Below are 24,292 nucleotides of genomic sequence, written 5' to 3'. Positions count from 1 at the left end.
GCTTTCCGCGGACACACCTCACCCCTGAGCGAGCAGCCCGAACACCCTAACGGGTGGTGTAGTTCGGGGCTTCGACGGTCATCGTGATGTCGTGCGGGTGGCTCTCCTTGAGGCCCGCCGCGGTGATGCGCACGAGTTGCGCGTCCTGCAGCTCGGCGATCGTGCGGGAACCCGTGTAGCCCATCGCCGCGCGCAGACCACCGTTGAGCTGGTGCACGACCTGCGACAACGGGCCGCGGAACGGCGTGCGGCCCTCGATGCCCTCGGGGACGAGCTTGTCCTCGTTGAGCACGTCGTCCTGGAAGTAGCGGTCCTTCGAGAACGACTTGTTCTCGCCGCGCGACTGCATCGCGGCCAGCGAGCCCATGCCGCGGTAGGTCTTGAACTGCTTGCCGTTGACCAGGATCAGGTCGCCGGGCGCCTCCTGGGTGCCCGCGAGCAGCGAGCCGAGCATCACGGCGGACGCGCCGGCCGCGATGGCCTTGGCGATGTCGCCGGAGTACTGGATGCCGCCGTCACCGATCACCGGCACACCGGCGGGACGGCAGGCGAGGGACGCCTCGTAGATCGCGGAGATCTGCGGCACACCGACACCCGCGACCACGCGCGTGGTGCAGATCGAGCCGGGGCCGACGCCGACCTTCACACCGTCCGCGCCCGCGTCGACCAGCGCCTGGGCGCCCGCGCGAGTCGCGACGTTGCCGCCGACGACGTCAGCCGAGTCGCCCAGCTCCTTCTTGATGCGCGCGACCATCTCCAGCACGCCGCGCGAGTGGCCGTGCGCCGTGTCGACCATCAGCACGTCCACACCGGCGTCCGCGAGCGTCATGGCGCGCACGAACGAGTCCTCGCCCACACCCACGGCGGCGGCGCAGAGCAGGCGGCCGTCCGGGTCCTTGGTGGCGTTCGGGTACTGCTCGGTCTTCACGAAGTCCTTGACCGTGATCAGGCCCTGCAGCTTGCCGTCACCGTCGACGATCGGCAGCTTCTCGACCTTGTGGCGGCGCAACAGCCCCAGCGCGGCGTCGGCGCTCACGCCGACCTGCGCGGTGACCAGCGGCCCCTTGGTCATGACCTCGCTGACCTTCTTGGTGTGGTCGAGCTCGAACCGCATGTCGCGGTTCGTGATGATGCCCACCAGCTTGTTGTTCGAGTCGGTCACCGGCACGCCGGAGATGCGGTAGCGGGCGCACAACGCGTCGACCTCGGCCAGCGTGGCGTCCGGCGAGCACGTGACCGGGTCGGTGACCATGCCGGCCTCTGACCGCTTGACGGTCTCCGCCTGCCGTGCCTGGTCCTCGACCGACAGGTTCCGGTGCAGCACGCCGATACCGCCCTGGCGCGCCATCGAGATCGCCATCCGCGCCTCGGTGACCGTGTCCATCGCGGCGCTGGCCAGCGGAATCCTCAGGGTGATGTTGCGCGAGATCCTGGTGCTCGTGTCGACGCCACTGGGAACGACGTCGGACTCGGCCGGCAGCAGGAGCACGTCGTCGAAGGTCAGTCCCAGCATGGCGAACTTGCTCGGGACTCCGTCAGCGTTGAGCTCGCTGGTCATAGCGGGTGACATGCCTTCCGTCGTGCGGTCTGCGCTCCGCTTGCTCTTTTTGGAGTCCTACGGGTCCAGTTTCCGCAGGCGGAGGCGGTGCTGCCCATGGTATCTGGACGGCTGTGGGGGTACGGCGGGTACCGTGCGGGGTCGTGCCGCACGACGCGTTGCCACCAGACCCCTTCGAGGGCGACCCCGAGGACCCCGCGCTGACCCTCGGCGAGCCGGACCACGACCATCCCGAGATGGACGAAGACGAACGAGCAGAGCTGGTCAGCGACCTGAGCGACCTCGCCGTCTACCAAGCGCTCCTCGAACACCGAGGCGTTCGCGGCATCGTCGTCGACTGCGGCGAGTGCCAGGAACCGCACTACCACGACTGGGCACTGTTGCGAGCCTCACTCGAACAGCTCCTGGCCGATGGCCGCATGCGCCCGCACGAGCCGGCCTTCGACCCGGACCCCGGCGCCTACGTGAGCTGGGAGTACTGCCGGGGCTACGCGGACGGCGTGACGGCTACGGAGTCGGCCCGCTGAACTGGGGATATTTACACAATACCCGGCACTGTCGGGGGTATTGTGCAGCCCATGTCCGGTGATCTGGTCCGCAGTGACGGGTGGATGACTGTCGCCGCCGCGGCGAAGCTGCTGGACGTCAGCAGCGAGCAGGTCAGAGACCTCGTCCGGGATGGAGTGCTGTTCGCCACCAAGCTCGAGGGCGGCGGCATGTTGCTGATCAACCAGGAGTCAGTGCTCCGGCGGCGGGCCGCTGCTCCTCACGCTGGTCGTCCACTCTCCGGCAAGAACGCGTGGGCGATGCTGTGGGTCGTCGGGGACCGCAAGCCGCACTGGGTCACCTCCGCAGAACGCGTGCGTGTCCACCGCTACGCCCGTCGTCCGTTGTCGCAATGGCCGCGGCTGTTGAGCCACCGGGCGAAGGTCCGCCACGCACGAGCACCTGGGTTCGTCGTCGACCGCATCACCCGAATGAGCGGAGTCGGAGTCGGCGGCACAGCGGCAGCGCTGGTTCACGGTGCACCACTGGTCTCCAACGACACGAGCGGACGCGAGCTCTACGTCACGCCTGCAGCGTTCGACGAGCTGCGCGGTATACCGGGCATCGGATGGAGCTCCAGCTCTCCCAACCTGATTCTGCGGGTACTTCCTGCGGAGCTCCCAGGCGACGTGGTCACCCTGTTGACCGAGCCTGGCGTGGTCCCCCTCGAAGTCGCCGCTGCCGACCTGCTCGACCAGGCCGATGACCGCGCCGGCCGCGTAGCCGCGGAACTCCTGCACCGCAGCAGTGATTAGGCTGCGCTCGCATGTCTTCTGACCGGTGGCCGGATCTTCCTGTGCTCGGCAGCGCCATTTTGCCGCCGATGACCGAAACCTCCTGCGAGTTGTGGCCCGGAGTGTTCGAGGTCGTCGTGAATCTGCCCGACGACCACGTGGTGATCGGCGGCGTCATGGTGTTTCTGCATGGTGCCGTCAGTGGACGACAGCCTGTCCGGGTCACCCGCGACGTCGACGTGCTGTGCGATGTCGAAGTCTCAACCAGCTCGATTCGCGAAACCGTCGCCGCACTCGAACAGCTCGGCTACGTGGTCGCAGCGGACGCGCCGAACGAGTCGACCCACCGTTACCGGGGGCCGAACGGGGAACAGGTCGACGTCCTCGCACCCAGCGGGGTGAAGCCCCCACCGGACCTCACCACGACACCGCCGGGCAAGACCATCGAGGTACCCGCCGGTCGCGAAGCGCTACGGCACCGCGTTGTCGTTCAAGCCACCTACGGGGATCGGTCTGCCGACCTCTTGATCCCGGACATGGCCAGGGCGCTGAAGCTCAAAGCGGCCGCCTACGGCCAGGAGTACGGCAAGTCCCCAGCCAAGGCCTGGAACTCCCGGCATCTGGAGGACCTCGCGTTTCTGACCTCGCTGCTCACCGATCCGGAACCGGTCATCGCAGGGCTGGGCGAGGCGGGCAGCAACCTCCACCTCGCAGATGTGCTGGACGATCCTGGTCACCACGCCTGGGTCGCCGCAGGTGATCTCGCCGAAGACGGCTACTTGACCTGGGAAGTGATTCGGCACGCAGCCCGATCACATTCCACCTGACGTGTGACCACCAAAAGCATGTGAACGGCCCCTGACCTCGAAAGATCAGGGGCCGTTCACACTGCGTCTCAGTTGGAGCCGGTCTGTCCCTGCTGTCCCTGCGACTCACCGTTGGCCGCACCGCTGGACCCAGGAGTCTCGCCAGTGCCGGGATCCACCGGCGGCGGAGGCGGCGGGTTGTTCTCGCCGGCCGAGGTGGGTGGCGGCGGAGTCACCGACGACGTCGACGGAGTCGGCACCGTGGTGGTGGGCGGCTCAGAAGAAGGCGTCGATGACGGCGTAGAAGGCTTCGTCGGCTCGGTCGGCTGCGTCACCGGCGGCGTGGTCGGCGAGGCCGAGGTGGCCGAGGTGTTCGTGGCGAGCTCCTTCTGGAGCTCCGCGTGCTTCTCCTCGAGCTGGGCCTTGCCGTCCGCGGTGGAGACGGAGCCGAGGCTGGCCTCCACCTTGTCCAGCTTCTCGCGGGCCTCGGTGACCTTGCCCTCACGAAGCGCCAGGCGGGCCGCGTCGAGGTCGGTGTTGATGATGGCCGCGGCCTCGATCGACTTGGCGTGCTCCGAGTACAGCACCTGGGTGAGGCTCCAGAGCGCGTCGCCCGGCTGGGCGTCGCGGGCGACCAGGCTCACGCCGGTGAAGGCGATGGCCAGGACGGCGGCGGCGCTCGCCAAGGGGATCAGGAAGCGGTGCCGCGACACCGGCTGCGGGCGGGCAGCCTGGATCGTGGCGATCGCGGTCTCGGTGTCGACCAGTTCGCCGAAGGGCTCGGTCTCCACCTCGTTGCGCCACGCGAGCAGCAACGCGTTCAGCTCGTCGTCCACCAAGGAGCCGCTCGGTGCCGCGGACCCCAGCGCGTCGAGCAGTCTGTCATCGGCCTGCACAGCCGAAAGATCATCTGCCACAACGGGTTCGTGCGGGGTTCTATCGTCCTGTCCTCGCACTTGCTCGTCGTCCTTCCCGTGCTCGTCGGCCACTCAGACCACCTCCTCCGCTGCCAGCGACTTGCGGAGCCGAGCCAGCGCACGGTGTTGCGCCACCCGGACCGCACCCGGCGTCGAACCGACCGCCTCGGCAGTTTCCTCGGCGGAAAGCCCGACCACCACCCTCAACAGCAGGATCTCCCGCTGCTTCTCCGGCAGGACGCGCAGTAGTACAGCCATCCGATCGGAGAGCTCTCCCTGCATCGCCCGCTGCTCCGGACCAGCTTCGGTCTCCGGCGCGTCGGGAACTTCGGGAACGGGCTCGGAGCGGTTCCTGGCGGCAGACCGATGTGCATCGGCAACCTTGTGCGCCGCGATCCCGTATACGAACGCGAGGAAGGGCCGACCCTGATCGCGGTAGCTGGGCAATGCCGTGAGCACCGCGAGACACACCTCCTGGGCCACATCGTCCGCCGAAGCGAAGCTTCGCTCCTGCCTGCCAACTCTGGCGCGGCAGTACCGCACCACAAGAGGACGAATGGAGGCCAGCAGGCGTTCGATCGCCTGGCGGTCGCCGTCGACGGCCGCGCCCACTTCGGCGTCCAGTCCGTCCCCCAAGTTGGTCATCGCAGACAACAGCCCTGGTGTTACTTGTTGGCGTACCGACATAGAACAGCACGAGTCACTCACCGCGACTCGTACCAGCAGATCTCACCGTACCGGTCTTCGCGCCTTCTGTTCATCAGTGGGGTATGGACACCCCGCGTGAGCAGCCGACACGCCGAACGACTCCAGCCCGGCGACATTGTCACCGGGCTGGGCTAATTCCGCGACCCGAAGGATCACCCCGTGCAGCAGGTGAGCCGTCTCACGCCACCGGCCCCGCTTCCCCACATGCGGCATATGAGGACGCGGGGCCGGTGCGGCGAGTGAACTACTGGACGAGACCGCGCCGGAAGCCGTGCGCGACCGCCTGAGCGCGGTCACGGACACCGAGCTTGCGGAAGAGACGGCGGGCGTGCGTCTTGACCGTGTCCTCCGACAGGTAGAGCTCGCGGCCGATCTGGCCGTTGCTCTTGCCCTGGCTCATCCCGCGCAGCACCTGGAGCTCGCGCTCCGTGAGCTGCACGCCGGGGTCGGAGGGCTGGCGCGGCGCCGGCACGGAGGTGCTGGCGAGCGTGTGCGCGAGGGCTGCCACAAGCTCGGGACGCGACGCGTCCCACCTCAGGTAACCCCGAGCACCACCGGCGATCGCGGCAGCGATGCTGCCCGCGTCGTCGGGTGCGCCGAAGACGATGACGTTTGCCTGCGGATTTGCGGAGACGAGCCGACGGGTAGCTTCAACCCCGGTCGGGACGGCGCGCTGGGTTCCCACCAGCACAACGTCGACCGGCTGCCTTGAAAAGCGAGCCAACAACTCGTCACCGTGCGCTACGCAGTCGATGCGGCTAACCCCGGGGACAGCCGACATCACGCGGGTGAGACCCTCCCGCACACTGCGCCGGTCGTCGCAAATAAGGACCGTGGTCACGGGGACTCCTTTCCTGCAGCCGAGTGACGTTCCATCTCCCCTATCGGACGCTCGGAGCCCAACCTTGACACGATCCGGTGCTTAATCCGTCAAGAAGTTCGTCTGAGGGTCTGCGTTCGGGGGTTCCCCGGAACGGAGCAGCCCACTCGGCACCCACGGGGAATCAAGGGCGACCTGACGGCTGACGGGATCAGCTCTCCGTAACACGCAGCTCAGAGCATCCGTCGCCCGGTCGATGGCGACTGCGCCCACCGTGGGGGCATGGCCCACCAGGACAAGAGCGCTCGGCCAGATCAACGGATGAAGCCCCATCGTGACGCTGTGATTTAGCTCACACTCGACTAGTTCAACCCCTCTTGTCGACCCGTCGGGTGTCCCCCACACGACCAACGCGGTGCCCAGGACGAGTGCCGACTTGAGCTCGTGGCGGAGAGCCTTTCTGCTCGTCGCTACGCCGTACGCCTCCTCGGCCGGCGCCACCGCGGCGTGCGCGTGACCGGACGCGAGCTCAACCTCGGCGGTTACCCATCCCTTCCGAACCTCACTCCTCCACGAACCCGTCTCAACTCGTGCGAGCAACCTGCGGGCGTCGTCGAGCCTCCCGGCGCCCAGCGAATCGGCGGCGAGACCCAGCAGGGCGTCCGTTCTGGCGCCGTCCGCGTCGATCCCGTCCGGATCGCCACCACCGGTCGTCCGAACGCGCGCGAGGGCGGCTCCATCAAGAGGACGGGCGAGGTGATGCGCCCCGAGCTGACGGTGGTGCGAGGCGCGCGTGGAAAGAGAAAGGGACGCGATCACCGGGTCGGGGTCGTGACGGAGCGCATCCAGGACGGTCGCTGCCGCCGCGTAGTGGCCCTGCCCCCCGAGGACGACCGCGGCGAGCCAGCGAACCCGCGAGCTGGAAGACGACAGCGCGGCCCAGACGTCGCGATCGGGTGAGTCACCGAAGGCGGCCCTGCGCAGCTCCTCTTCCACGAGCGAAGTCTGTCAGGTGACAGCTGCCTCGACGGCGGCCACGGCACTCGCCAGGTCGTCCACCCGCTCGGCCGGAGTCGTCACCACACCACGCCGCCAGCCGGGCCCGCCCACGAACAGCCGGACCTGCTGCCGGGTCCGCGGCAGGGCCGTCAGCACCCCGGGATCGGCATACCTGGGCAGTTGCGCCCACAGCACGACGGCGGACGGAGCGGTCCGGCGCACAGCGGCAGCCAACGCGTCCATGGGCAGAGCTGCTCCGAACTGCCGGACCACCACTCCGCGATGCGCGAGCTCCGCAGCCAACGGATAGAGAGGAAGGTTGTGCCTCTCCTCCGGCATGCACGCGAGCAGCACGGGCCGATGGTTGCGCCCAAGAGTGACGAGCGGCGTCGCGCGTACGAACGCCGCGAGCACGCACTCGTTCAGCAGGTGCTCCACCTCGACACCGACCCCGGACAGCTGCCACCGGGCCGCGACGGCCGTCATGACCGGGCGCACGACCTCGTTCCACGTCGCGATCACCCCGTCGGACGCGAGCGAGTCGGCGAGCATTCCCTGGACGGCGATGGAATCCATCGCGACCGCCGCGCGCCCCAGTCCGCGCGCCAATCGAGACGCTCCCGGCAGTTTCAGCCCACGACCACCCGATGGTGCGACAGGCACCTCGCCGTGCGTCATCGAAGATTTGGAGTCGAGCGCGAAACGGGCCGCTTCCGCCGACGACGCGCCACGAAGAAGAGCGCGTTGCATCAATTCCAGGCGGGCGACATCGCGAGGCCCGTATTTCCGGTGCCGCCCAACGGTGTGGCCGCTCGGGCCGAGCCCGTAGCGGCGGTCCCAGGTGCGCAGGGTGGCAGGCGCCACGCCGAGTCGCCTGGCCACCGCGGCCACTGAGAGCAGGGGCTCACTCGTGTGACTACCGGCAGATCTCTGGTCCGGATGTGTCATCACGAGAGCCATGTTCCGTTCACCTCATCGGCGCGGCAACTCCGGGCGGTGAGTGATCGAACACGCGTGCCGTCACCCATCAGTTGATAAGGGTCTTCAGCCTCTTGAACAAGTTTTGAAGCGGTTCTACGGTGGATCATCGTTAAGCCGAATGGAGCAGTCGTCACGGAGGCGGTCTCGATGGCGGACACCCGAAGGCTCCCCGGTCCCAACGCAGATCTCTGGGACTGGCAGATGCGCGGTTCGTGCCGGGGCATGGACAGCGCGTTCTTCTTCCACCCCGACGGTGAACGGGGTCCTGCGAGATCCCGCCGGGAAGCTCGAGCCAAGGCAGTCTGCCTCGCCTGCCCGGTGCTGGAGATGTGCCGCAAACACGCCCTGGCCGTGCAGGAGCCGTACGGAATTTGGGGTGGGTTGTCAGAATCGGAGCGCGACAACATCATCAAGGCGCGCAAGCGCCAGCTCGCAATCGTCTAAAAGGAAACGGGCGGCACCTCGGAGGCGCCGCCCGTTTCCTTTTGAGTTCAAAACTCAGTGGCCGTGCCCATGACCGTGGCCGTGGCCACCGGCAGCGGGCTCGTCCGCCTTCTTCTCGACGATGGCGCTCTCGGTCGTGAGCACCATGCGCGCGATCGAGGCGGCGTTGGCGACAGCCGAACGCGTGACCTTGACCGGGTCGATGATGCCCTGCTCCAGCAGGTCGCCGTACTCGAGCTTGGCGGCGTTGATGCCGAAGCCCCACTCGCCCTCGCGGACCTTGTTCACCACGACGGCGCCTTCGAGGCCGGCGTTCGCGGCGATCCAGAACAGCGGCGCGGACAGGGCCTTCGCGACGAGCGCGACACCCGTGGCCTCGTCACCGGTCAGGCCGAGGCCACCGTCGAGCACCTTGGCGCCGTGCACGAGCGCGGAGCCACCGCCGGGGACGATGCCCTCCTCGACCGCGGCCTTGGTGGCGGCGACCGCGTCCTCGATGCGGTGCTTGCGCTCCTTGAGCTCGGTCTCGGTGGCGGCGCCGACCTTGATCACGGCGATGCCGCCGGAGAGCTTCGCGAGACGCTCCTGGAGCTTCTCGCGGTCCCAGTCGGAGTCCGAGGCCTCGATCTCGCGGCGCAGCTGCTCCGCGCGGCCGGCGATGTCGGCCTTGGTGCCGCCGCCGTCCACGATCGTGGTGTCGTCCTTGGTCACGACGACGCGGCGGGCGGAACCCAGCTGCTCCAGCGTGGTCTCGGACAGCTTCAGGCCGATCTCCGAGGAGATCACCTCGCCACCGGTGACGACCGCGAGGTCGTCCAGGAACGCCTTGCGGCGGTCACCGAAGAACGGCGCCTTCACGGCGACGACCTTCAGCGTCTTGCGCACGGCGTTGACCACCAGCGTGGACAGGGCCTCGCCCTCGACGTCCTCGGCGACGATCAGCAGCGGCTTGCCGGACTCCGCGACCTTCTCGAGGATCGGGAGGACGTCGGCCAGGGCCGAGATCTTCTCGCGGTGCAGCAGGATGCGGACGTCCTCGTAGACGGCCTCCTGCGCCTCGAGGTCGGTCGAGAAGTGCGTCGACACGTAGCCCTTGTCGAACTGCACACCCTCGGTGATGACCAGCTCGGTGGCGAGCGTCGAGGACTCCTCGACGGTGATCACGCCGTCCTCGCCGACCCGCTCGATGGCCTCGCCGAGCAGCGCGCCGATCGACTCGTCCCGCGAGGAGACGGTGCCGACCTGCGCGATGTTCTCGCGGCCCTTGACCGGGGTGGCCTTGCCCTTGAGCGCGTCCACGACGGCGTCGGCGGCGGCCTGGATGCCACGGCCGAGCGCGGTCGGGTTCGCACCCGCGGCGATGTTGCGCAGGCCTTCCTTGACCAGCGCCTGCGCCAGCACGGTGGCGGTGGTGGTGCCGTCACCCGCGACGTCGTTGGTCTTGGTGGCGACCGACTTGGCGAGCTGCGCGCCGAGGTTCTCGAACGGGTCGTCCAGCTCGATCTCGCGAGCGATGGTGACACCGTCGTTGGTGACCGTCGGGCCACCGAACTTCTTGTCGAGGACGACGTGGCGCCCGCGCGGGCCAAGGGTGACCTTGACCGTGTCGGCGAGCTTGTTCACGCCGCGCTCGAGAGCCCGACGAGCGTCCTCGTCGAAGCTGATCTGCTTGGGCATTGCTTGAAGCCTCTCTGGATGGCGAAACGCCCCGGAAACCCCGGATGGGGCGCCGGGGCGTCACATGACAGCCGAGCGTCTTAGTTGACGACGGCCAGCACGTCGCGAGCGGAGAGGATGAGGTACTCCTCGCCGTTGTACTTGACCTCGGTGCCGCCGTACTTCGAGTAGATGACGACGTCACCGACAGCCACGTCCAGCGGGACGCGGTTGCCCTTGTCGTCGATGCGGCCGGGGCCAACCGCGAGGACCTTGCCCTCCTGGGGCTTCTCCTTCGCGGTGTCCGGGATCACGAGGCCGGAGGCAGTGGTCGTCTCGGCCTCCGAGGCCTGAACGACGATCTTGTCCTCGAGCGGCTTGATGTTCACGCTCACCGGGATGACCTCCACGGGTCGTTGGCAGGTTCGAATAAACGGCTCCTGCCACCCCGCCGTCGCGGGGGTCGGGGCGGTGCTGGTGCCGTGCACTTGGCACTCTACCCATGAGAGTGCCAACGCTTCAACGAGACCCCCGAACCACTCACCGGGTGGGAGCCGTATTCCAGTCATGCCCACCTTCACCCGCCGCACGCTGCTGCTCGCCGGCGTGGCGGGAGTCACAGCGTTCTCGGTCGCCGCGTCCGCCCGGCCCGCCGACCCTTTCACACTCGGCGTGGCCTCGGGCGACCCGACACCCGACGGGGTGGTGCTGTGGACCCGCCTGGCCCGTGAACCCCTCGCCGACGACGGTCTGGGCGGCATGTCAGCACGCCCGACCGAGGTCCTCTGGCAGGTCGCCCACGACGACCGGTTCGCCAGGATCGTCCAGCAGGGCTCTGCCACGGCTCGACCAGAGCAGGGGCACAGCGTCCACGTCGAACTGGCCGGGTTGGAGCCGGGGCGCGAGTACTTCTACCGGTTCTCGGCGCTCGGGTACCTGTCGCGGACCGGTCGCACCCGCACCGCGCCTGCTCCGGGTGCGCTGCAGGTGCCGCTCACGATGGCCTTCGCGTCGTGCGCGCAGTTCGAGCACGGCTACTTCACCGCGTACCGGCGCATGGCCGAAGACCAACCGGACCTGGTGCTGCACCTCGGCGACTACACCTACGAGTACGAAGCCGGCATCCACAAGTCGCCGAGCGGCATCGCCCGGCACGTCGAGGGCCCGACGACCGTGACGCTCGCCGGCTACCGCCGCCGTCAGGCCCAGTACAAGGCGGACCCGGACCTGCAGGAAGCACACGCCGCCGCGCCGTGGGCCGTCGTGTGGGACGACCACGACATCGCCAACAACTGGGCGGGGCTGCAGCCGGACACCCCGCAGGCGAACTTCGCCAAGCGCAGGGCGGCGGCGTTCCAGGCGTACTACGAGAACATGCCCATCCGCAGGTCACCAAGGCTCTACCGGCGGATCAGGTGGGGCTCGCTGGCCACGTTCCACATGCTCGACACCCGGCAGTACCGGACCGACCAGGCCTGCGGGGACGGGCTGCAACTGTGCCCAGAACGGCTCGCTCCCGACCGCACGATGCTCGGCGACGAGCAGGAGGCGTGGCTGTTCGACGGGTTCCGCGGCTCCCAGGCACGTTGGGACGTGCTCGGGCAGCAGGTGTTCTTCTCGCAGTACGACTACATCCCCGGCCACGTCGACAAGTTCCTGCTCGATGCCTGGGACGGCTACGTCGCCGATCGGGACCGGGTGGTGGCCCGGTTCGCCGACGTGCGGAACCCCGTCGTGCTCACCGGTGACGTGCATGCGGCGTGGGGGGCGGAGGTGAAGCAGCGCTGGGACGACCCGTCGTCGAAGACGCTTGCGACCGAACTGGTGACCACGTCGATCTCCGCGGGTGGCGACGGCTCGGAGGAGTACGAGGACACCGGGGCGTGGCTGCGCGAGAACCCGCACGTGAAGTACTTCAACAACCGGCGCGGCTACACCCTGACCAGGTTCACGCCCGGTGAGCTGCGGTCGGACTTCCGCGGGCTCGACTACGTGACGCGGCCCGGTTCGCCCATTCACACGAAAGCGTCGTTCGCGGTGGAGGACCGCGTTCCAGGGCTTCACAGGCTTTAGGAGAAGCGCTTGAAGCCACCCAGGCGCGTGAGGGTCTCACCATGACTCGAGTGACCCGACGCGCACTCCTCATCGTGGGACTTGCGCCAGGTGAATCCAACAACATGGACGCGTGGGACGGCTACGCGGCGAACTGCGACCGGGTGGCCGCAGGGTTCTGCCACACGCGCAACACCGTTGTGCGGAAACCGGCAGGAGACGCCCGCGATCCTGGCCGAGAACCCGCACGTGAAGTACTTCAACAACAGGCGCGGGTACGTGCGGACTCGCATCACCCCGCGCGAAGTCCGGGCTGGCTTCCGCGGTCTGGACTACGTGCGCACGCCCGGAGCGCCGGTCTCGACGAAGGTCTCCTTCGTGATCGAGCACCGGAACCCCGGGCTGAACAAGGCTCAGAGGATCTGCACGGTCCCGACCGGAAGGCCGGGGGTCGTGCTGATGTCCATCGAGGACGGCTTGGCGCCCGCATGAACCAGGTGCGCGCCGAGTGCCGCGATCATCGCGCCGTTGTCCGTGCACAGCCGTGGCCGCGGCACGCGCAGCTCGATGCCGTTCTCGGCACAGCGCTCGGCGGCGAGACCGCTCAGGCGCGAGTTCGCCGCGACACCACCGGAGATCACCAGGGTGTCGACGTCGAGGTCCTTCGCGGCCCGGATCGCCTTGGCGGTCAGCACGTCCGCGACAGCCTCCTGGAACGACGCGGCGACGTCGGCCAGTGGAATCTCCTCACCGGCCTGCTCGGCGCGCTCGACCCAGCGGGCGACCGAGGTCTTCAGGCCGGAGAACGAGAAGTCGTACTTCGCGTCGCGCGGACCGGTGAGGCCGCGCGGGAACGCGATCGCGCAGCCGTTTCCGGTCTTGGCGAGCTTGTCGATGGGCGGGCCACCGGGGTACGGCAGGTCGAGCAGCCGCGCGACCTTGTCGTACGCCTCGCCGGCCGCGTCGTCCACAGTGGACCCGATCTCGGTGATCGAGTTCGCCAGGCCGCCCTCGATCAGCAACAGCTGCGAGTGGCCGCCGGAGACGAGCAGCGCGAGGCAGCGCTGCGGCAACGGGCCGTGCTGCAACGTGTCCGCGGCGACGTGGCCTGCCAGGTGGTTCACGCCGTAGAGCGGCTTGCCGAGCGCGGCCGCGTAGGCCTTCGCCGCTGAGACGCCGACGAGCAGCGCGCCCGCGAGGCCAGGACCCGCGGTGACGGCGATCGAGTGGATCTGGGAGAGCTCGACACCGGACGCGTCGAGTGCTCGGCGCATCGTCGGGACCAGCGCTTCGAGGTGGGCGCGCGAGGCGACCTCCGGCACGACGCCGCCGAAGCGGGCGTGCTCCTCGACGGATGACGCGACCTCGTCGGCGAGCAGTTCGAGCGAGCCGTCCGGACCGAGCCGGACGATGCCGAAGCCCGTCTCGTCGCACGAGCTCTCGATGCCGAGAATCAAGCGATCAGACACTTTGAGCTGGCCTTCCCATCGTGTACGCGTCGGCACCCGACGGCTGGTAGTAGCGGCGGCGCACGCCGAGGTGCTCGAAACCGTGCGCCAGGTACATGGCGATCGCGGGCTCGTTGTCCGTGCGGACTTCGAGGTACACCGGGACGCCGATCTCGTCCACGCGGGCGAGGAGGTCTTTGAGCAGCTTCTTGCCGATGCCCTTGCCCTGCCAGTGCCTGACCACCGCGATCGTGTGGATGCTCGCCTCGTGCGGGCTGGCGGCGAGCCCGGCGTACCCGATGAGCTCGTCGTCGGCGTAGGCGCCGAGGTAGTAGTGGCCGTTGTTCAGCTCGCTGTGGAACGCGTTCTCGCTCCACGGGTCCTCGCCGGGGAACAACGCCAGCTCGATCTCGTGACACCTGGGCACGTCGGCGTGCTGCAGCGGCCCGAACGTGACGGTGCCGGTGGTCATGCCCTGGTCACCCGCTTGCGCCCGGTGGGCTCGACCGCGTCCGGACGCCGCAGGTAGAGCGGGGTGAGCGCGGCCGGGCGGGCCTTGGCGAGCACCTCGGCGGCCGCGGCGGCGACCAGGCCCTCCGGCGACGGATGCTTCACGCCCAGGAGGTCGAGCCCCAGGATCTCCTGGTAGATCTCGGCGCCCTCACCCGTCGCGTGGTGCACGCCCAGCTTCGGCAGCTTCTCGGCGAGGTCCTGCGGGCGCTCGACGTGCGGGCCGTCGGTGCGGCGGCCGGCGGCGTCGTACGCGGCCCAGTAGACCTCCTTGCGGCGCGCGTCGGTCGCGACGAGCAGCGGGCGGCCGCTGGCGGCGTCCTTGGCGATCGCGTCCGTGGTGGCGACCGGGTAGACCGGGCGGTTGAGCGCCTGGCCGAGCGCGGCGGCGGTGGCGAGGCCGACCCGCAGCCCGGTGAAGGGGCCAGGACCTGCGCCGACGACGATGGCGTCGAGGTCGGCGTAGGTCTTGCCGGCTTCTTCGAGCGAGTCGCTGATGTGCGGGGTGAGCAGCTCGCCGTGCGCCTTGGCGTTGAGCGTCACCCTCTTCGCGAGCAGGCGCGGCGGGGAGTCAGGCGCGAGTTCGACCACACCGGCGGTGACTGCGGGGGTGGCCGTGTCGACGGCGAGCACTAGCACGATTGTCCAGAGTAGTACGTGTGCAGAACCACACTTCCGATGCGTCCTCAAGGCACTCGGACCACCCTGGATCCATGTTCGCTGAACCGAGTGACCGCGAGGCTTTGCGCTTCGGATCCGAGTCCCTGACGTACGCCGAGCTGCACCAGGCCGCGGGCACTCTGGCCGAGCGACTCGCGGGCAGGACTCGGGTAGCCGTTTGGGCGACTTCGACGCTCGAAACCTGCGTGGCGGTCGTCGCCGGATTGCTGGCGGGCGTCGCGATCGTGCCGCTCAACCCGAAGCTCGGTGAGCGCGAACTGGAGCACATCCTCGGCGACAGCGAGCCCGACTTGGTGCTTCGCGACGAACCGATCGTGTTCGGCACGCCCGGCGAGTTCGACGAACCCGGTCCGGAGACGCCCGCACTGGTCATCTACACCTCGGGCACGACCGGGCCGCCCAAGGGCGTGGTGCTGCCCCGCCGAGCGTTGACGTCGAACATCGACTCGCTGGCCAAGGCCTGGCAGTGGACCGGCGACGACGTCCTGGTGCACGGACTGCCGCTGTTCCACGTGCACGGCCTGGGCATCGGCATCCTCGGCCCGCTGCGGCTCGGCGGCTCGGTGCGGCACGTGAAGTTCTCGCCGGAAGCGATCGGCCACGAGCTGGCGACCGGCGCCACGATGATGTTCGGCGTCCCGACGATGTACCACCGGATCGCCGAGGCGGTGGAGAACAGCCCGGCGTTGGCCGACCAGTTCCGCACGGCCCGGCTGCTCGTCTCTGGATCGGCGGCTCTGCCCGCCAGCGACCATGAGCGGATCGCCAAGGCGACCGGGCAAGGGATCGTCGAGCGGTACGGCATGAGCGAGACGCTGATGAACGTCAGCGTGCGGTTCGACGGTGACCGCAGGCCCGGCGCGGTCGGGCTGCCGGTGGACGGCGTCGACGTGCAGGTGGTGGACGAGCAGGGCGACGACGTCGGCGAAGGCGCCATCGGCGAGATCGAGGTGCGCGGGCCGAACCTGTTCCTGGAGTACCTGAACCGGCCGGACGCGACGGAGAAGGCGTTCCGCGACGGGTGGTTCAGGACCGGCGACATGGCGGTGCGCGACCCCGACGGGTACATCCGCATCGTCGGGCGCAGGGCCACCGACCTCATCAAGAGCGGTGGCTACAAGATCGGCGCGGGCGAGATCGAGAACGCCCTGCTCGAACATCCGTCGGTGGCCGAGGTGGCGGTGACGGGCGAGCCGGACGACGACCTGGGCGAGCGGATCGTCGCCTGGGTGGTGCCGGCGGGCGAAGCACCGACACCGGGAGAGTTGAGCGACCACGTGGCGAGGCTGTTGTCACCGCACAAGAGGCCGCGCGTGGTGCGTTATCTGGAAGCCTTGCCGCGCAACGAGATGGGCAAGGTGCTCAAGCGGGAGTTGTCCTGAGAGGACTGTCGCGGGGATGGCCGATGGGCTCGTCCGGCCATCCCCGGCGACGTCGATCAGCCAGCCGAGTTGCCGTTGCAGGCCACGTAGGACGGCGCGTGGTCGACCGTGAAGATCTCCAGCGGGCCGTTCCACTGCCACGGCAGCAGGCAGGCGTTGTTGGCGATGCTGATGTCCGAGCCACCGCCTGCGTGGTTGTCGTTGCACGCGGCGTACGCGGGGGCGTGGCCCTCGTGCAGCAGCGAGAACGGGCCGTTCCACTGCCACGGAGCGGCGCAGAGGTTGTCGGCGATGCTGATGCCGTGACCGGAGCGCTCGTGGCCCTCGCCAGCGGAAGCGGGGGACGCGGCGACCAGCATGGCGCCACCGATGACAGCAGTCGCGATAAGCGTCTTCTTGATCATGCGGATGTCATCGGCTCGTCACGCTCTGTCCTTAATGGACATCACCCGATCCGTTGGACAACGTCACACAGGCAGGGCACGCGAGCGCCACTCGCCATGCGGAACCAGTTGAGCTGTGCGAACGTCGTCGATTCCGCGCTCGAGCCGAATCAGAAGATGATCTTCGTTCAGGCGTTCGGCGACACCCTCGCCCCATTCGACGGCAACGACGGCGTCTACCAGATCCGTGTCCAGATCAAGATCGTCTAGCTCGTCCAGGTGACCCCCGAGCCGGTATGCGTCGACGTGCACCAGCCGCACGCCCCGGCCGCCCTCCGCGGGCTCGTGGACGCGGGCCACGACGAACGTCGGCGACGACACCCGGCCCTGCACGCCGAGGCCGCGCGCGAGCCCGCGCACCAGGGCGGTCTTCCCCGCGCCCAACGGCCCGGCGAGCAGCAGCAGGTCGCCCGCCCGCACCAGTTCCCCAAGCTTTCGGCCGAACTCCTCGGTGTCGGTCACCAGGGGCAGTTCGACGGTCTTCACGCTCGGCGCCACCACTTCTTCCGACTCTCTCCGCGATCGGCCGCGCACCGTTCGATCAGCGCGACCAGGTGGTCGTTGACGAGGTCAGCCTGCTCCATCATCACCATGTGCCCGGCACCGGGGGCCCGGACGAGGGTGCCGTGCGGCATCTCCTCGGCCATCCGCTCGGCGTGCGAGAACGGCGTGAGCTTGTCCGCGTCGCCGCCCAGGATCAGCACCTCGCAGTGCCGCAGTCCGGCGAGCGCCTTGTAGCGGTCGTGCGTGCCGAGGGTCTCCAGGAACTCGGTGAGCACCTTCACCGTGGTCCCGTTGATCATCTTCTCCATCAGGTCCACAAGGGACGGAGCCACCTTGCGGTCGCCGAACGCCAACGCGCGGATGCCGCTCCAGGTGAGGGTTTTCGTGCCCTTGCGGACCCACTCGACGAACGCGGGCTGCACCCCGGCGAGCCGGCCGATGCCGAGCGTCACCGGGTTGTAGCGCGACAGCACGGACTTCGGCAGCCCCGCACCGCCCACGGCTCCGGCGGCCGTGCCGATCAGCGCGACACCCCTGACCCGTTCCGCGAAGAGCTCTGGTTCCTTCTCGGCCAGCGCCATGATCGTCATGCCGCCCATCGAGTGGCCGACGAGCACGAGCGGTCCGTTCGGCACGACCGAGCGGATCACCGCGTCGAGGTCGAGCGCGAGCTGGTCGATGGTGCTGTTCTCGACGGACGAACGGCCGGAGCGGCCGTGGCTTCGCTGGTCGTAGAGCACCTGGTGGACGCGCGGGTCGATCAGCTCCGCCAGGTCCTTGCGCTGGAAGTGCCAGCAGCGGCGGTCGAGCGCGAACCCGTGCACCAGCACGACCGTGATGTCGGCCTCGCCACCGTCACCGGGGTCGACCTCCTCGACGGAGATCGGCACCCCGTCGTCCGCGGCCACGGTCGACTCGCGATCGGGCCGCAGCTGGCCTAACGGCTCGTCGGCGAGGCTGTCGGTGACGGTCTTGCGCTCGTGCGACACCTTCGCGGTCTGCGCCACGGCAGCACCGGCGACGGCGGCACCGAGCGCGCCGCCGACCCACCCGACGACCTTCCACACCGGCTTCACGTGTAGATCCTCCGCACCCGCGGCCGGTACATCCCGCAGACGATCTCGTAGTCGATCGTCCCGGTCAGCTCCGCCCACTCCGTCGCCGTCGGCTCCCCCCGGCGCCCGTCGCCGAACAGGACAACTTCCGCACCCTCGTCGATCCGGTCGTCTCCGCAGTCCACGACGATCTGGTCCATGCAGACACGCCCGACCACCGGGCGGCGCTTCCCGCTGAGGAGCACCTCCATCCGGCCGGAGAGTGCCCTCGGAACGCCGTCCGCATACCCGGCCGGCACCAGTGCCAGCGTCGTGTCCTTCTGCGCGGTCCATGTCATCCCGTAGGAGACCGACTCCCCGGCGGGGATACGTTTCGTGAGCGCCACGTGCGAGCGGTAGCTCATCACCGGGCGCAGGTCGTGCTCGGTCGGCACCGGGTTCAGCCCGTACATGGCGATGCCGGGCCGGACGATGTCGAAGTGCAGGTCCGGGCGCGTGAGGAGGGCGGCGGAGTTCGCGATGTGCCGCCGCGGGTCGAGGCCGTGGGACCTGGCCACGTCGTACGCGTCGTCGAACCGCTTGGCCTGCAGGTCGACCGACGGGTGGCCGATCTCGTCAGCGCACGCGAGGTGCGACCAGATGGCGACGACCTCGTGCTTCTTGGCCTGTTCGACCAGTTCCGGCCAGTCGTGCGGCTGGCAGCCGTTCCGGCTCAGACCGGTGTCGATCTTCAGGTGGATCCGGGGCCTGGCGTCGGCCTCCTCGGCCGCCTCCGCGACCCTGCGCAGGTCGGACAGCGACGACACGGACAGGTCGACGTCGGCGGCGATACCGGCGGCGAGATCCTCGTCCGGTGCGTCGAGCCAGGCCAGGATCGGTGCGCGGAGGCCCGCTGCCCTGAGCGCGAGAGCTTCCTGCGTGGAACACGAACCGAGCCAGGTCGCGCCGGCTTCGAGTGCCGCACGCGCCACTTCGACCGCGCCGTGGCCGTAGCCGTCCGCCTTGACGACGGCCATCGTCTCCGAGCTCGGGGCAAGGCTCGCGAGCAGTGCGACGTTGTGCCGCAACGCACCGAGGTCGACAACCACTTCTGAACGGGCCATAACCTGTTCATCGTGCCATGACTTCGCAGCTCACAAGTGTGAGCGAGCGCTCAGGTCCGTCGAATCGATCGAATCGCCGCGGGGATCGCTTCCATGAGCCCCGACGACGGCACCGGCGCACCCTCCGCCGCCAACTCCGCCGCCAGCACGTGCGCATATGCGGCATAACCCGCGGCCAGGAACGGATCCACGCCCGCGGCCAGCAGTGCGCCGATGATCCCGGACAGCACGTCACCGGATCCGGCCGTCGCGGGCCAGGACGACGTCGCCGAGTTCACCAGCGCCCGTCCGTCCGGTGCCGCAACCACGGTCCGATGACCCTTCAACAGCACCACGGCGTTGAAGCGCTGAGCGGCCTTGCGAGCCGCCGCGACGCGGTCCGCGCCCACCGGTCCGGCCAGCCGCTCGAACTCCCTGTCGTGCGGCGTGAGGACCAGCGGAGCGTCGGGATCGCGGGCGTCCCACAGTTCGGAGTGCGAGGCCAGCAACGTGATCGCGTCCGCGTCGGCGATCACAGGCACCCCGGCGTCCAGCACGAACCGCAGCACGTCGGCGGACGACGACCCGGTGCCCATGCCAGGACCGACCACCCAGGCCTGCACGCGGCCGGCGTCGGTGATCGAGCCGGTGCAGATGGTCTCGGGCCAGCGCGCGCGGATGGCGTCGGCGGCGGGGCCGGCGTACCGGACCATGCCCGAGGTCGCCAGCACCGCCGCACCCGTGGAAAGCACTGCGGCGCCTGGATAAGTGGCACTGCCGGCGGCCACGCCCGTGACGCCCTGGGTGTACTTGTCGTCGGGCGGGCCCGGCACCGGCCAGGCGACGTCCGCCCGGTCGAGCAGGACGAAGTCGGGATCCGAGGGCCGCAGTCCGATGTCAACCAGGTGCACGTCACCGCAGTCGGCCAGCGCGTGCACGGGTTTCAGGCAGCCGAAGGTGATCGTGGTGTGCGCCTGGACATGAGGACCGGCGATCTCACCGGTGTCCGGGTCGATGCCGGAAGGCAGGTCCACGGCCAGGATCGGCGCCCGCACCGACGCCACGAGCTCGGCCGCGGCAGGCCTCAACGGACCTCGCGCGGAGAGGCCGACGATGCCGTCGATCACCAGGTCCGGCGTGCCGACGTCGTTGACGATCCGGCCACCGGCACGGCGAAATGCCGCGAGGCCTTCGACGTGTGCCTTCTCAGGCGACAGCAGAACGGCGGACACCGCGACTCCGCGGCGGCGCAGGAAATAGCCGGCCCAGAGCGCGTCGCCGCCGTTGTTGCCCGCCCCCACGAGCAACGTGACGCGGCGACGTCCCTGCAAGAGCCTGAGGGCGTGGGTGGCCACACCGAACGCGGCTTTTCGCATCAACGAGCCCGGCGGGACCACCGCCATGAGCTCTTCTTCAGCGGACTTGACGCGTTCGGTGTGCCAGACGCCTCTCACTCACTCGACGGTAACGGACTTCGCCAGGTTGCGAGGCTTGTCGACGTCGTAGCCGCGGGCGGTCGCGATCTCGGCCGCGAGCACCTGCAACGGGATCGTCGAGATGAGCGGCTGCAGCAGCGTCGGGACGGCCGGGATCTCGATCAGGTGGTCGGCGAACGGACGGACCGTCTCGTCACCCTCCTCCGCGATCACGATCGTGCGGGCGCCACGGGCCTGGATCTCGCTGATGTTCGACACCAGCTTCGAGTGCAGGACGGCGCGGCCCTTCGGCGACGGCATGACCACGACGACCGGGAGGCCCTCCTCGATCAGCGCGATCGGACCGTGCTTGAGCTCACCGGCCGCGAAGCCCTCGGCGTGCATGTACGCGAGTTCCTTGAGCTTCAAAGCGCCTTCGAGGGCCACCGGGTAGCCGACGTGGCGGCCGAGGAACAGCACCGCCTTCGAGTCCGCGAGCTCCCGACCGAGGGCCTTGACCTGGTCGATGGTGCCGAGCACGCGCCGCACGGCCTCGGGCATGGCCTCCAGCTCGTGGAACTCGCGGGCGACCTCGTCCGGGTACTTGGTGCCGCGGGCCTGCGCCAACGCCAGGCCGACGAGGTAGTTCGCGGCGATCTGGGCGAGGAACGCCTTCGTCGACGCGACACCGATCTCCGGACCGGCGTGCGTGTAGAGGACGGCGTCGGACTCGCGCGGGATCTGCGCGCCGTTGGTGTTGCAGACCGCCAGCACGCGGGCCTTCTGCGCACGGGCGTGGCGCACGGCCTCCAGCGTGTCCGCGGTCTCGCCGGACTGCGACACGGCGACGACGAGCGTGTCGCGGTCGAGCACCGGGTCGCGGTAGCGGAACTCGGACGCGAGCTCGACCTCGACGGGCAGGCGGGTCCAGTGCTCGATCGCGTACTTCGCGACGAGACCGGAGTGGTAGGCGGAACCGCAGGCGACGACGAACACCTTGTCGACGTCACGCAGGTCCTGGTCGGAGAGGCGCTGCTCGTCGAGGACGATCCGGCCGTTCGAGAAGTGGCCGCGCAGCGTGTTCGCCAGCGCCTCCGGCTGCTCCTCGATCTCCTTGAGCATGAAGTACTCGTGGCCGCCCTTCTCGGCGGCGCTGAGGTCCCAGTTGACCGTGAACGGCTTGGCCTCGGCGGGCTCGCCGTCGAAGTCGGTGACCTCGTAACCGGAGCGGGTGAGCACGACCATCTGGTCCTGGCCCAGCTCGACGGCTTCCTTGGTGTGCGCGATGAACGCGGCCACGTCGCTCGCGACGAAGTACTCGTTCTCACCGACGCCGACGACCAGCGGGGAGTTGCGACGCGCGGCGACGACCGTGTCCGGCTCGTCGGCGTGCGTGAAGACGAGCGTGAACGCGCCCTCGAGGCGGCTCACGACCTTGCGCACGCTGGCAGGCAGGTCACCCTTCGTGTCACCGTCGCTGTAGGCGAAGGACACGAGGTGCGCGACCGTCTCGGTGTCGGTGTCGGACGCCATCTCGACGCCGAGGGCTTCGAGCTCCGCGCGCAACGCGAGGAAGTTCTCGATGATGCCGTTGTGCACCACGGCGACGCGGTTCGTCGCGTCGCGGTGCGGGTGCGAGTTGCGGTCGATCGGCGCGCCGTGTGTCGCCCACCGCGTGTGGCCCATGCCGACGGTGCCCGCGAAGTTGTCGCGGCCCACCTCGTCGAGCCTCGTCTCCAGGTTCTGGAGCCGTCCTGCCTTGCGTTCGACGGCGAGATCCTCACCGGCTACGACCGCGACGCCTGCCGAGTCGTAACCCCGGTACTCGAGCCGCCTCAGCCCGTCCAGCACGACGTCGAGCGCCGACTGGTGACCCACGTATCCCACGATTCCGCACACGGGAAACAGACTAGCTAGACCACGCCGCTAACCCTAATGAGTGAGAGGCCCCCATCCGTGCAGGTCAGAGGCCCATGTGGTGTAGACCAATCTCGGGTGTGGTGTGCACGACAGGATCGACTACGGTTCACCCCATGGCTCGCCGCGTGATCACGCTGACCGCGAAACAGGCCCTTGAGCAGCTGAGCAGGCCAGGTCCGCACCCGGTGCTGCGCGGCGACCTCGCGCTCGTCGGCCTGCCAGGAGTGATCTTCACGCCCACCGCCGGCCTGGGCCTGCCCGCCGTCGCGTTCGGACACGGCTGGATGCAGCCCGTGCGCCGCTACCACGGGCTTTTGCGGCATCTCGCCTCCTGGGGAGTGGTCGCCGCGGCACCGGCCGTCGAGCGCGGCCCGCTGCTGTCGTCGCGGGTGCTGGCGGCGAACCTGCTGACCACTTTGGACATCTGCACCGGTGTGCGGCTCGGAACCGGCGACATCAGCGTGGACCCGGCGCGGCTCGCCCTCGCCGGGCACTCGATGGGTGGCGGCGCCGCGGTGCTCGCCGCGGCGGAACGTGATCGCGTGCGCGCCGTTGTGACTTTGGCCGCAACGGAGACGCGCCCGTCCGCACTGGACGCGGCGCGCGACGTCCGCGCGCCCGGCCTGCACCTCGCGGCGGGCGAGGACAGGATCGCGCCACCCGTCGGGCACGCCGAGGCGATCGCCCAGGCGTGGGGCGGGCCCGTGCAGCTGCGGTTGCTGCCCAAGGCCTCGCACCTCGGGTTCACCGAGGGGCGGCACTGGAGCGAGCTCATGCTCGACGGCCGTGCCGAGCGCGGGTCGCACAAGCTCGGCCGGGCGTTCGTGACGGCGTTCCTGCTGCGGGTGCTGACCGGGGAGCGCATGTACGACGAGCTGCTCGACAGCGATGTGAAGAACGCGAACCTCGTCTTCCAGCGGGAAGCCCTGCGTCAGCGGTAGCTTGCTGTCCGTGATGCCAGGAGGACAGAACCAGGGCTGGCACCAGCAGCAGCCCCCGCCAGGACAACCGCCTCAGCAGTTCCCGGGACAGCAGCCGTTCCAGGGGCAGCAGTTCCAGGGACCACCACCACCGGGCTACGGCCCGAAGCCGGACAACAAGGGGCTGCGCATCGGCCTGGTCGTGGCCGTCGGTGTCCTCGCGCTGGCGTGCAGCGGAGGTGTGGTGGTCAAGGCCGTCGACCGGCTGCTGACCGGCATCTCCAAGGGCGACGTCATGCGGATCGCGACGGGCGGAACGCTCGCGATCGGTGCGCTGACGCTGCTGGTGGGTGCGGTGATGGTCGCGATCGGCACGGCGGCGAGCAGGTTCGTCGTGGGTGCGGCCGCCGCGCTCTACCTGATCGGGTTCCTGCTCAGGTCGTTCAACGGCTCGTTCGACGGTGAGCTGCTGGCCGTGCTGGTCGGCGTGCTGATCGCGGCCGGGATCACCTGGTTGCCACCGCTCGCCCCGCACTTCCAGGCGAAGCAGCCCGCTGGGCCACAACCCGGCTGGGGTCCGCCGCCACCCGGTTACGGCCAGCAGCAGATGCCGCAACAGCAGCCACCGCCACCCGGCTACGGCCCACCGCCACAAGGACCGCCGCAGGGTCCGCCTCCGCCCGGCTACGGCCCGCAGCACTGACCGACGAG

At 69.2% G+C, this 24,292-nt stretch carries 25 protein-coding genes; 8 read left to right on the top strand and 17 right to left on the bottom strand.

Annotated features, from left to right (window positions below):
- Positions 1-46 precede the first annotated feature (46 nt).
- Entirely contained in the window at positions 47-1,558 is a 1,512-nt protein-coding gene (gene guaB, locus UK23_RS03500) for an IMP dehydrogenase (protein ID WP_045309868.1), read from the bottom strand.
- A 143-nt stretch (positions 1,559-1,701) separates the two neighbouring features.
- Between guaB and UK23_RS03495 the strand changes: the two genes are divergently transcribed.
- The 3 genes from UK23_RS03495 to UK23_RS48200 all read left to right on the top strand — a co-directional run bounded on the left by UK23_RS03495 (position 1,702) and on the right by UK23_RS48200 (position 3,665).
- Entirely contained in the window at positions 1,702-2,085 is a 384-nt protein-coding gene (locus UK23_RS03495) for a DUF5319 domain-containing protein (RefSeq protein ID WP_045309867.1), read from the top strand.
- Positions 2,086-2,136: 51 nt separating this feature from the next.
- Positions 2,137-2,859, top strand: coding sequence for a helix-turn-helix domain-containing protein (locus UK23_RS48205; RefSeq protein ID WP_052684324.1), 723 nt, complete (start codon positions 2,137-2,139; stop codon positions 2,857-2,859).
- Positions 2,860-2,927: 68 nt separating this feature from the next.
- Positions 2,928-3,665, top strand: a complete 738-nt coding sequence (locus tag UK23_RS48200; RefSeq protein WP_156212709.1) for a hypothetical protein — start codon at positions 2,928-2,930, stop codon at positions 3,663-3,665.
- 68 nt (positions 3,666-3,733) lie between these two features.
- Here UK23_RS48200 and UK23_RS03480 read toward each other — a convergent pair whose 3' ends face one another.
- The 5 genes from UK23_RS03480 to UK23_RS03460 form a co-directional block, all read right to left on the bottom strand.
- Positions 3,734-4,540, bottom strand: coding sequence for an anti-sigma-D factor RsdA (locus UK23_RS03480; RefSeq protein WP_231114358.1), 807 nt, complete (start codon positions 4,538-4,540; stop codon positions 3,734-3,736).
- Positions 4,541-4,633: 93 nt separating this feature from the next.
- Positions 4,634-5,206 carry a sigma-70 family RNA polymerase sigma factor gene (locus tag UK23_RS03475; protein ID WP_030471987.1) on the bottom strand — a complete coding sequence of 191 codons (573 nt, stop codon included), beginning with the start codon at positions 5,204-5,206 and terminating at the stop codon, positions 4,634-4,636.
- Positions 5,207-5,513: 307 nt separating this feature from the next.
- Complete coding sequence (locus UK23_RS03470) at positions 5,514-6,110, bottom strand: response regulator transcription factor (RefSeq protein ID WP_030471988.1); 597 nt, start codon at positions 6,108-6,110, stop codon at positions 5,514-5,516.
- An 81-nt stretch (positions 6,111-6,191) separates the two neighbouring features.
- Positions 6,192-7,085 carry a tetratricopeptide repeat protein gene (locus UK23_RS03465; protein ID WP_045309866.1) on the bottom strand — a complete coding sequence of 298 codons (894 nt, stop codon included), beginning with the start codon at positions 7,083-7,085 and terminating at the stop codon, positions 6,192-6,194.
- A 12-nt stretch (positions 7,086-7,097) separates the two neighbouring features.
- Complete coding sequence (locus UK23_RS03460) at positions 7,098-8,036, bottom strand: MerR family transcriptional regulator (RefSeq protein ID WP_045309881.1); 939 nt, start codon at positions 8,034-8,036, stop codon at positions 7,098-7,100.
- Positions 8,037-8,216: 180 nt separating this feature from the next.
- Here UK23_RS03460 and UK23_RS03455 point away from each other — a divergent pair, with 180 nt between their 5' ends.
- Positions 8,217-8,513 carry a WhiB family transcriptional regulator gene (locus UK23_RS03455; protein ID WP_045309865.1) on the top strand — a complete coding sequence of 99 codons (297 nt, stop codon included), beginning with the start codon at positions 8,217-8,219 and terminating at the stop codon, positions 8,511-8,513.
- 54 nt (positions 8,514-8,567) lie between these two features.
- Here the strand turns inward: UK23_RS03455 and groL are convergent, their stop codons facing one another.
- The gene (gene groL, locus UK23_RS03450) at positions 8,568-10,190 is read right to left on the bottom strand and encodes a chaperonin GroEL (protein ID WP_045309864.1); all 1,623 of its coding nucleotides are present in this window, start codon (positions 10,188-10,190) and stop codon (positions 8,568-8,570) included.
- 80 nt (positions 10,191-10,270) lie between these two features.
- On the bottom strand, positions 10,271-10,564 hold the full coding sequence (groES, locus tag UK23_RS03445) for a co-chaperone GroES (protein WP_030478362.1): 294 nt from the start codon (positions 10,562-10,564) through the stop codon (positions 10,271-10,273).
- 172 nt (positions 10,565-10,736) lie between these two features.
- On the opposite strand from groES, the gene UK23_RS03440 reads away from it, so the two are divergent.
- Positions 10,737-12,242 carry an alkaline phosphatase D family protein gene (locus UK23_RS03440; protein ID WP_045309863.1) on the top strand — a complete coding sequence of 502 codons (1,506 nt, stop codon included), beginning with the start codon at positions 10,737-10,739 and terminating at the stop codon, positions 12,240-12,242.
- A 392-nt stretch (positions 12,243-12,634) separates the two neighbouring features.
- Here UK23_RS03440 and tsaD read toward each other — a convergent pair whose 3' ends face one another.
- The 3 genes from tsaD to tsaB are packed head-to-tail and all read right to left on the bottom strand — an operon-like array spanning position 12,635 to position 14,818.
- On the bottom strand, positions 12,635-13,690 hold the full coding sequence (gene tsaD, locus UK23_RS03435) for a tRNA (adenosine(37)-N6)-threonylcarbamoyltransferase complex transferase subunit TsaD (RefSeq protein ID WP_045309862.1): 1,056 nt from the start codon (positions 13,688-13,690) through the stop codon (positions 12,635-12,637).
- Positions 13,683-14,141 carry a ribosomal protein S18-alanine N-acetyltransferase gene (gene rimI / locus UK23_RS03430; RefSeq protein ID WP_045309861.1) on the bottom strand — a complete coding sequence of 153 codons (459 nt, stop codon included), beginning with the start codon at positions 14,139-14,141 and terminating at the stop codon, positions 13,683-13,685. Before rimI ends, tsaD begins: the two co-directional genes overlap by 8 nt.
- Positions 14,138-14,818: a tRNA (adenosine(37)-N6)-threonylcarbamoyltransferase complex dimerization subunit type 1 TsaB gene (tsaB, locus tag UK23_RS03425; protein WP_045309860.1), complete on the bottom strand. Its 681-nt coding sequence runs from the start codon at positions 14,816-14,818 to the stop codon at positions 14,138-14,140. The genes rimI and tsaB overlap by 4 nt, the downstream gene beginning before the upstream one ends.
- A gap of 74 nt (positions 14,819-14,892) precedes the next feature.
- On the opposite strand from tsaB, the gene UK23_RS03420 reads away from it, so the two are divergent.
- Complete coding sequence (locus tag UK23_RS03420) at positions 14,893-16,242, top strand: acyl-CoA synthetase (RefSeq protein WP_045309859.1); 1,350 nt, start codon at positions 14,893-14,895, stop codon at positions 16,240-16,242.
- 56 nt (positions 16,243-16,298) lie between these two features.
- On the opposite strand, the gene UK23_RS03415 is transcribed toward UK23_RS03420, so the two are convergent.
- The 6 genes from UK23_RS03415 to glmS form a co-directional block, all read right to left on the bottom strand.
- The gene (locus UK23_RS03415) at positions 16,299-16,646 is read right to left on the bottom strand and encodes a hypothetical protein (RefSeq protein WP_045309858.1); all 348 of its coding nucleotides are present in this window, start codon (positions 16,644-16,646) and stop codon (positions 16,299-16,301) included.
- Between the two features lie 63 nt (positions 16,647-16,709).
- Entirely contained in the window at positions 16,710-17,171 is a 462-nt protein-coding gene (tsaE, locus tag UK23_RS03410; RefSeq protein WP_045309880.1) for a tRNA (adenosine(37)-N6)-threonylcarbamoyltransferase complex ATPase subunit type 1 TsaE, read from the bottom strand.
- Entirely contained in the window at positions 17,168-18,265 is a 1,098-nt protein-coding gene (locus UK23_RS03405; RefSeq protein WP_045309857.1) for an alpha/beta fold hydrolase, read from the bottom strand. The genes tsaE and UK23_RS03405 overlap by 4 nt, the downstream gene beginning before the upstream one ends.
- Positions 18,262-19,347 carry an alanine racemase gene (gene alr, locus UK23_RS53560; RefSeq protein WP_045309856.1) on the bottom strand — a complete coding sequence of 362 codons (1,086 nt, stop codon included), beginning with the start codon at positions 19,345-19,347 and terminating at the stop codon, positions 18,262-18,264. Before alr ends, UK23_RS03405 begins: the two co-directional genes overlap by 4 nt.
- Positions 19,348-19,397: 50 nt before the next feature.
- Positions 19,398-20,780, bottom strand: coding sequence for a bifunctional ADP-dependent NAD(P)H-hydrate dehydratase/NAD(P)H-hydrate epimerase (locus tag UK23_RS03395; RefSeq protein ID WP_045309855.1), 1,383 nt, complete (start codon positions 20,778-20,780; stop codon positions 19,398-19,400).
- Complete coding sequence (gene glmS / locus UK23_RS03390; protein ID WP_045309854.1) at positions 20,781-22,640, bottom strand: glutamine--fructose-6-phosphate transaminase (isomerizing); 1,860 nt, start codon at positions 22,638-22,640, stop codon at positions 20,781-20,783. It abuts the gene before it with no gap.
- A gap of 134 nt (positions 22,641-22,774) precedes the next feature.
- Between glmS and UK23_RS03385 the strand changes: the two genes are divergently transcribed.
- Both UK23_RS03385 and UK23_RS51225 read left to right on the top strand, forming a co-directional pair.
- Positions 22,775-23,602 (top strand): dienelactone hydrolase family protein, encoded by an 828-nt coding sequence (locus UK23_RS03385; protein ID WP_045309853.1) that lies wholly within the window; start codon positions 22,775-22,777, stop codon positions 23,600-23,602.
- Between the two features lie 10 nt (positions 23,603-23,612).
- Complete coding sequence (locus tag UK23_RS51225; RefSeq protein ID WP_156212703.1) at positions 23,613-24,284, top strand: hypothetical protein; 672 nt, start codon at positions 23,613-23,615, stop codon at positions 24,282-24,284.
- Positions 24,285-24,292: the final 8 nt, after the last annotated feature.

The organism is Lentzea aerocolonigenes (assembly GCF_000955955.1).
Taxonomy (GTDB): domain Bacteria; phylum Actinomycetota; class Actinomycetes; order Mycobacteriales; family Pseudonocardiaceae; genus Lentzea; species Lentzea aerocolonigenes_A.
This window is presented reverse-complemented; position numbering and strand designations above follow the sequence as displayed.